The 7,171-nt window shown below is 40.6% G+C and carries 4 protein-coding genes and 8 tRNA genes; 1 reads left to right on the top strand and 11 read right to left on the bottom strand.

Going from position 1 to position 7,171, the window contains the following annotated elements; genetic code table 11:
* Window positions 1-370: 370 nt before the first annotated feature.
* Window positions 371-1,789: a sodium:alanine symporter family protein gene (locus tag BW139_RS16965; protein ID WP_010391487.1), complete on the top strand. Its 1,419-nt coding sequence runs from the start codon at window positions 371-373 to the stop codon at window positions 1,787-1,789.
* Between the two features lie 937 nt (window positions 1,790-2,726).
* Here the strand turns inward: BW139_RS16965 and BW139_RS16960 are convergent.
* From BW139_RS16960 to uvrY, 11 genes are all read right to left on the bottom strand, one after another.
* Window positions 2,727-2,813, bottom strand: a tRNA-Leu gene (locus tag BW139_RS16960).
* Window positions 2,814-2,850: 37 nt separating this feature from the next.
* A tRNA-Cys gene (locus tag BW139_RS16955) sits at window positions 2,851-2,924 on the bottom strand.
* Between the two features lie 18 nt (window positions 2,925-2,942).
* Window positions 2,943-3,018: transfer RNA gene (locus BW139_RS16950), tRNA-Gly, on the bottom strand.
* Window positions 3,019-3,227: 209 nt separating this feature from the next.
* Window positions 3,228-3,314 (bottom strand) — tRNA-Leu (locus tag BW139_RS16945).
* 39 nt (window positions 3,315-3,353) lie between these two features.
* Window positions 3,354-3,429 (bottom strand) — tRNA-Gly (locus tag BW139_RS16940).
* A 63-nt stretch (window positions 3,430-3,492) separates the two neighbouring features.
* Window positions 3,493-3,579 (bottom strand) — tRNA-Leu (locus tag BW139_RS16935).
* A 36-nt stretch (window positions 3,580-3,615) separates the two neighbouring features.
* Window positions 3,616-3,689 (bottom strand) — tRNA-Cys (locus BW139_RS16930).
* Window positions 3,690-3,717: 28 nt separating this feature from the next.
* Window positions 3,718-3,793 (bottom strand) — tRNA-Gly (locus BW139_RS16925).
* Between the two features lie 141 nt (window positions 3,794-3,934).
* On the bottom strand, window positions 3,935-4,480 hold the full coding sequence (pgsA, locus tag BW139_RS16920) for a CDP-diacylglycerol--glycerol-3-phosphate 3-phosphatidyltransferase (protein ID WP_036933597.1): 546 nt from the start codon (window positions 4,478-4,480) through the stop codon (window positions 3,935-3,937).
* 42 nt (window positions 4,481-4,522) lie between these two features.
* Window positions 4,523-6,346 (bottom strand): excinuclease ABC subunit UvrC, encoded by a 1,824-nt coding sequence (gene uvrC / locus BW139_RS16915; RefSeq protein ID WP_076920448.1) that lies wholly within the window; start codon window positions 6,344-6,346, stop codon window positions 4,523-4,525.
* 9 nt (window positions 6,347-6,355) lie between these two features.
* Entirely contained in the window at window positions 6,356-7,006 is a 651-nt protein-coding gene (gene uvrY, locus BW139_RS16910) for a UvrY/SirA/GacA family response regulator transcription factor (RefSeq protein WP_016899482.1), read from the bottom strand.
* Window positions 7,007-7,171 lie beyond the last annotated feature (165 nt).

Below are 7,171 nucleotides of genomic sequence, written 5' to 3'. Positions count from 1 at the left end.
GCGTTAAACTTTATCTCGCTAGGGCTGCGCATATTACGCTTTCCTATTTTTTTGTCAACACTTAATTTTGTTAAACTTGAAAGTTTTCAGAACTAAGTTTTACTCAACTCACTGAGTAGCTTGTGCCTCGCTATGCGTTGCGCTCTGCCGTCTCAGTGGGGTCGCATTATAGGGCGAATCGATTTTAACGCAAGCGTTTTTAAACGCTTTTTTGCATTTAATTCTTACCCCAAAGATACCCCACCCAGACACACAAGATACCCACAAAACCCTGTGGATAACTCATTTTTTTGCGCTGTTTACTAAACTATTTACCTTGCTTGTGGTAAGTTACGCCGCATATTTACAACTCGTTCACTAGGCAACACACATGACAGATATAATAAATAGTATAAGTGGTCTCTTATGGGGTCATATTTTAGTGTACTTATTAATAGCCGCTGGGCTATTTTTTACCATACGTCTTGGTTTCATCCAATTTGTACAATTCCCACACATGATTAAAGTCATGTTTCAAAGTCGCCAAGGGTCAGATGGCGGTATTTCCTCTTTTCAAGCTTTCTGTACTTCTTTAGCCGCCCGTGTTGGTACCGGTAATATGGCAGGTGTTGCAGTCGCACTTTATTTAGGTGGTGCTGGTGCTATTTTTTGGATGTGGTTAATTGCTTTGATCGGTATGGCCACTAGTTTTGCAGAAAGCACATTGGCTCAAGCTTACAAAATACGTGATGAAGAAGGCAACTTCCGTGGAGGCCCTGCTTATTATATGGAGTACGGACTTGGCAAGCGCTGGATGGGCATCGTGTTCTCACTTTGTTTAATTTTAGCCTTTGGTTTAGTTTTTAATGCGGTACAGTCAAACTCTATCGCTGCAGCTTTTGAAGTCGCCTTTGGTATTCCTAACTATATAGTAGGTATTGCACTTGTAATTGGTTCAGGCATCATAATATTTGGTGGCCTAAAAACAATTTCACGATTTGCTGAATTAGCAGTGCCATTTATGGCCGCTGCCTACTTAATTGTTGCACTGTATATATGTGCTGTAAATTACACTGAGTTGCCTGATGTGTTTATGCATGTAATTAGAAGTGCCTTTGGTCTTGAACAAGCTGGCGCTGGTGCAATTGGTTATGGTGTAATGCAAGCAATGATCCAAGGGATCAAGCGCGGGTTATTCTCAAACGAAGCGGGTATGGGTAGCGCAGCTAACGCTGCAGCAACTGCAACTCCTAACCCACCTCACCCTGCATCACAAGGTTATGTACAAATGCTAGGTGTCTTTGTAGATACCATTATAATTTGTACAGCTACCGCTGCTCTTATTTTATTATCAGAACAGTTAGTACCAGGCTCTGATGTAACGGGTATAGCACTTACACAAGCAGCGCTTGAGGAGCATGTTGGTAGCTGGGGCGCAATATTTGTTGCAGTCGCTATTTTGTTTTTTGCTTTTACATCAATTGTAGCTAACTACTCTTATGCAGAAACGAACTTATTGTTTTTAGAGCATAACCACGCATCTGGCATGCTGATCTTCAGATTATTAGTGTTAGGTATGGTGATGTTTGGTGCCCTTGGTGAATTACCATTAGTGTGGACTCTAGCTGATGTGTCTATGGGCCTAATGGCGATTGTAAACGTAATCGCGCTATTTATGCTCTCAGGAGTTGTGGTATGGCTTGCCAAAGATTACAACGCTCAACGACGTGCTGGAAAGTTACCGACGTTTGATCCAAGTAAAAACAACAAGCTTAATAAAACTATTCCGAAAGGTATTTGGCACAAATAACTTTAAAGAGATTTAAGTTAAAAACCCGAAACGGCCATGGCCATTTCGGGTTTTTTATTGTCTAGTACCAATTCACTTAATTAAGTAACCTATATTGAGCTAGATAAACCTGTTAATGGCAAAGCAAAAATTTCGATGTTTAGTTGTTCTATATGAGGAGTTTTTAACTCAACTAGCGTCTGGTTTGGCGTCTCAAAATAATTAAGTATTATTGCGGATTGATGTAAGTCTCGCCTGTATATCAATTCGCTTAATTAAGTGGTCTATTTTGAGGCTGGAAAAACGTGTTGATAGCTAGGCAAAAAATTTACTATTTAGTTGTTCTAAATGAGAATTTTTTAACGCAGCTAGTGACACGTTTAGCCCCTTAAAATGATTATGTATTATTGCGGATTGGTATTATATTACTAATAGCAGTACCCACCTAGTGAGACCCAATTAAACACATTAACATCATCAAGTTTCTCATATCCCTTATAAGCGATTAGTTAAACAGTTTACATCAACGCTCTTAATACATTTTGTGGCATTGTAATGGTGTTAATAGAAATAAGCGTATGCCGACTTTCGCTTATGTATCAAACGAAGCACAGCCACACCTCCATTTAAGAGCCTTGTACCACTGCTTTTACATAAATAGCTTAATATTAGTACTCTATTATGAGGCATGAAAATCTTATCGATAGCAAAACTTAAATTTAGTATTTTGTTCTAAATGAGAGGTTTTTTTCCGTAGCTAGCGTCAGGTTTGAGCTATAAAAATGATCAGTGGGAATATATTGATGGGATAAGCTTTTGAAAAATGTGAGACTTAAAGATCTCAAACAAACGTAGTAATTTAGTGTAAGGAATAAGATACTAGTTTGATAATGCGATTTTATAATTAATGGTTTAATAAAATAATTGTTAAACTAGAATAAACAAGGAAAGCATAAAGTGGTGCCCGAGGCCGGACTTGAACCGGCACGACTTGTTAGTCGAGGGATTTTAAATCCCTTGTGTCTACCAATTCCACCACTCGGGCATCGAGTTTGCTAATTAAAGCGTGTGGAGTAATTATTTGGAGGCGGAACCCGGAGTCGAACCGGGGTAAACGGATTTGCAATCCGGTGCATGGCCACTCTGCCATTCCGCCTAAACATATCAAATAATTTGGAGCGGCACACGAGGCTCGAACTCGTGACCTCGACCTTGGCAAGGTCGCGCTCTACCAACTGAGCTAGTGCCGCATAAAACTTTATCAGTAATTTGTACGTTGCTGCGCGACCATGTCGCGGTAAAACGTTCTGGCAACTGAGCTAGTGCCGCATAAAACTTTATCAGTAATTTGTACGTTGGTGCGCGACCATGTCGCGGTAAAACGTTCTGGCAACTGAGTTAGTGCCGCATATAATAGTTATTTATCGTACTTTTAATTAACTTGGTCAATAATTAAAAGTGGTGCCCGAGGCCGGACTTGAACCGGCACGACTTGTTAGTCGAGGGATTTTAAATCCCTTGTGTCTACCAATTCCACCACTCGGGCATCGAGTTTGCTACTTAAAGCAAGTGGATAAAACTAATATGGAGCGGCACACGAGGCTCGAACTCGTGACCTCGACCTTGGCAAGGTCGCGCTCTACCAACTGAGCTAGTGCCGCATCATATTAATTCTAAATAATTTTTATAAGTTACATATTGGTGTATGTAACCAAACCACAAAGTGGTGCCCGAGGCCGGACTTGAACCGGCACGACTTGTTAGTCGAGGGATTTTAAATCCCTTGTGTCTACCAATTCCACCACTCGGGCATCGAGTTTGCTAATTAAAGCGTGTGGAGTGTTGATTGGAGGCGGAACCCGGAGTCGAACCGGGGTAAACGGATTTGCAATCCGGTGCATGGCCACTCTGCCATTCCGCCTCAATACTAGGTTAGCTTTAAGATAAACTGGAGCGGCACACGAGGCTCGAACTCGTGACCTCGACCTTGGCAAGGTCGCGCTCTACCAACTGAGCTAGTGCCGCTTTATGTTTATCTAGGGGGCTATGCCCTCTCAACACGGACGCATTCTACAGAGATTATTAAACGCGTCAACACAAAAAATGCTACTTTTGAACTGTTTGATTATTTTTTATCTAAAATGGTGCGTTATTAGACGTTTACAATCAATTTTTGGTCAATTCTCCCCATGCTGCAACTAAATATTGCACCATAGAACTAAGCGTTAAAAATGTGGCTATATAAAGCAAGCCATAACTTAAATACATCATCCAGCTATCGTACTGCCAAATTAAACCGATAATGGCTAACATTTGAGCTGCGGTTTTTAACTTACCCATATCGGATACAGCTACGTTACCGCGTTTCCCCTGTTCAGCCATCCATTCGCGTAGCGCCGATATAACAATTTCACGGCTAATAATAATAAGCGCGGGTATGGTCATATACAAAGATTGGTAATGCTCAGATAATGCAACCAAGGCAGCACACACCATTACTTTATCAGCAACAGGGTCTAAAAATGCACCAAAAGGCGTTGATTGCTCAAGTTTACGGGCTAAATAGCCATCAAGTATATCTGTGATCGAAGCCAGCCAAAAAATAAAGGCAGCAACAAAGAATGCCCATGAATAAGGCATATAAAATATCACCAAAAAAATGGGGATAAGAAAGAGTCTAAACGTTGTGAGTGTGTTTGGAATATTCCACATAACTACTTGGATATGTCTTTTTTTCTATATTCGCACATAGGGCTAGCCCTTGTCATGCAAATGGTTAAATATCTTCTCAGCCATGTCAGGACTGATCCCAGGAACTTTCTTTAGCTGTTCTATATTAGCAGCTTTTACGCCTTGCATGCCCCCTAAATATTTTAATAATGTTTGTCGACGCTTTGAACCAACGCCATCTATTTCTTCTAATAACGACTGAGTACGCTGTTTTTGGCGCTTGTTACGGTGGCCTGCAATTGCAAAACGATGCGATTCATCGCGTATATGCTGAATCAAATGCAGTGCTGGTGCATCAGAATCCATAGGGATTGTCTTACGCCCACCATCTATAAGCAAGGTTTCAAGGCCTGGCTTACGGCTAGTGCCTTTTGCAACCCCAACTAATAACGGCATTTTGGTATGCGGCCAGTTTTCGAAATATTGCTCCGCTCTACCTAATTGCCCTTTACCACCATCGATAAAAATAACATCGGGAATTTTATCTTCATCAACCAGCTTGTTATAACGTTTGTTTAGTGCAAATTCCATAGCGGCGTAATCATCACCGCCAGTGATGCCCGTCACGTTATAACGACGATATTCTTTATTATTTGGCCCTTGAGAGTCAAATACAACACAGCTGGCCACTGTGTTTTCACCCATGGTGTGACTGATATCAAAACATTCCATGCGATTGATATCATCAAGGCGTAAAGTGGCCTTTAATTGCGCATAACGCTTGTTTATAGAGTCTTGAGTGCTTTGCTTAACCGTAATGCTATTTAATGCATTTTTATTCGCTAACTGTAAGTACTGTGCTCGCTCACCACGGGTTACCACTTTAAGCGATACCTTACGTTCACTAATTTGGGTCAAGGCTTCACCTAGTGCATCACTTTCTTCTATTTCAAACGGTAAAATAATTTCTTTGGCAATACGCCCTGTAGCACCTGGCGCTAAATAATACTGACCCAAGAAAGAGGTTAATATTTCTTGCTCCTGTGAGTCTTTAGGTACCTTTGGAAAATAAGTTTTACTACCCAGCACTTTATGATCGCGGATCATCAATAAATGAATCCCATTTAAACCGTTTAAATGGGCAAAGCCGACCACATCCATTTCCGCAAAATTGCCAGAGATAGATTGCTGCTCCTGCATTTTACGCAGTAACATAATTTGGTCACGTACTTTAGCTGCGAGTTCAAAATTAAGCTGCTCACTGGCTCTTTCCATTTTAGCGATTAGATCGGCTATTACTTCATGAGATTTACCAGTTAAAAACTTACGGACATAATTAACTTGCTGTGCGTATTCATCTTCAGAAACTTTATTTACACACGGCGCAGAGCAGCGTTTTAATTGATACTGTAAGCAAGGACGACTTCGCGCACGGTAGTAAGCATCTTCGCATTGACGCACAGGAAAGATCTTTTGCATTAACCGCAAACTTTCTGAAACAGCTCCAGCGCTTGGAAACGGACCAAAGTATTCGCCTTTTACTTTTCTACTTCCACGATGAAAGGCTAAGCGCGGATGCTTATGATTAGTGAGCAGTATGTAAGGGTACGACTTATCATCACGTAACAAAATATTATAACGTGGCTGATATTTTTTAATGAGGTTGTTTTCGAGCAGTAAAGCTTCTGTCTCTGTATTAGTAAGCGTGACTTCAATATTACAAATGTTACTTACTAAAACACGGGTTTTGCTGTCGGTAATATTGCTGCGAAAGTAACTACTTACCCGCTTTTTTAAACTTTTAGCTTTACCGACATAGATAACTTGGTTGTCATTATCGAGCATGCGATAAACGCCAGGCTCACTCGATAATGTTTTTAAAAACTGGACATGATCAAATTCAGACATATATACGGACTAGTAAGAGATATCTATATCAATCATTTTGTAACGTATGGCTAAATGAGTAAGCTCTACATCGCCTCCTACGTTAAGCTTTTCAAACATGCGATAGCGATAACTGTTTACTGTTTTAGAACTTAAATTTAAGCGCTCAGCAATATCTTGTGCTTTTTCACCTTTGGTGATCATCAACATAATTTGTAGTTCACGCTCAGATAGGCTTTGAAATGGATTTTCATCAGTTCTACCAGTTACTTGAGCCAGTGCAATCTGTTGTGCTATTTCTGGAGCAATATAACGTTGTCCTGCGTGCACACAACGTATAGCGCGAACCATTTCATCAGACCCAGCACCTTTGGTTAAAAAACCATGAGCACCAATTTGCATTACCTTACTTGGAAATGGGTCTTCGCAATTAACAGTAAGGACAATAATTTTTACATCAGGACAGTAACGGCAAATCTTTTTAGTTGCCTCAAGCCCGCCCATACCAGGCATGTTCATATCCATTAACACTATATTTGGCGCATGCTGACGGCAAAACTGCACAGCCTCTTCGCCTGTTTTAGCTTCACCTATCACTTTAAAACCACGTATATCATCAAGAATACGTCTGATCCCTGTGCGAACAAGTTCATGGTCATCAACTAAAAGTACGTTAATCAATGGAACACCCTCACTAGCCTAATAAGATGCAAGTTAACAAAATTAATTTTCAACATTAGCATACATACGACGAAACCATAACTAATATTATGCTTTCGCCGCCGGTCATCATGACCAATATAATTAAAGCGTATTTACCAAAAGCAGGTAAATACGCGATAGTGA

This window comes from Pseudoalteromonas sp. SK18 (assembly GCF_001974855.1).
Taxonomy (GTDB): Bacteria; Pseudomonadota; Gammaproteobacteria; order Enterobacterales; family Alteromonadaceae; genus Pseudoalteromonas.
The sequence above is the reverse complement of the archived record's forward strand: the minus strand, read 5'-3'. Positions and strand labels throughout refer to the sequence as shown.